This window comes from Corallococcus sp. AB049A (assembly GCF_003668885.1).
Lineage (GTDB): Bacteria > Myxococcota > Myxococcia > Myxococcales > Myxococcaceae > Corallococcus > Corallococcus interemptor.
Genome location: NZ_RAWL01000977.1, coordinates 1 through 481, shown reverse-complemented (window position 1 = coordinate 481; position 481 = coordinate 1). Strand labels below are relative to the sequence as shown.

The following is a 481-nucleotide window of genomic DNA, read 5'->3' as shown; positions in this document are numbered from 1 at the left end:
CCTTTCCTCCATTGCGCTCATCTCGTGACCTACAGTTTGGTACACGAGGGTAATGAAAATATAGCAGTCCATGAGCATGTCCGCAAAGTTCCACTTCTTTACAACGTCAGTGAACATGATCTGGGGTAGGTTTTTGGCTTGAGTCATGAGGCCGGCGCCGTCAAGAAACGTGGGTGAAATGATCAAGTGCGGGATCATCAGCGGTCGGAGCATGCGCACGGTGTCGTTGAGAGCGGATAGTATCTTGATACGGTTTCCAATATCGGGAGCGTATCTCAACCATTGAGAAAGGTTTTGGAACGTCCGAGCGGCCCCATGAGGAAGAATATTACGCAGACCCCAAGGCCAAATCCGGCGGCGGCGGAGTTTGTGAAGCGGAGTTAGGAACATGGTTTTGCTCGTGAGATGAGCTGAGGTTCCGGAATAGAAAGAGCTCGTGCTCTCCCAGCGAACGTGCTGTGATGGGGCATGCATGTAGAGA

General features: G+C 51.8%; 1 protein-coding gene. It reads right to left on the bottom strand.

Going from position 1 to position 481, the window contains the following annotated elements; all coding sequences use genetic code 11:
• A partial coding sequence (locus D7X55_RS45080) for a hypothetical protein (protein ID WP_233610422.1) occupies window positions 1-390 on the bottom strand: 390 nt, incomplete at its 3' end.
• Window positions 391-481 lie beyond the last annotated feature (91 nt).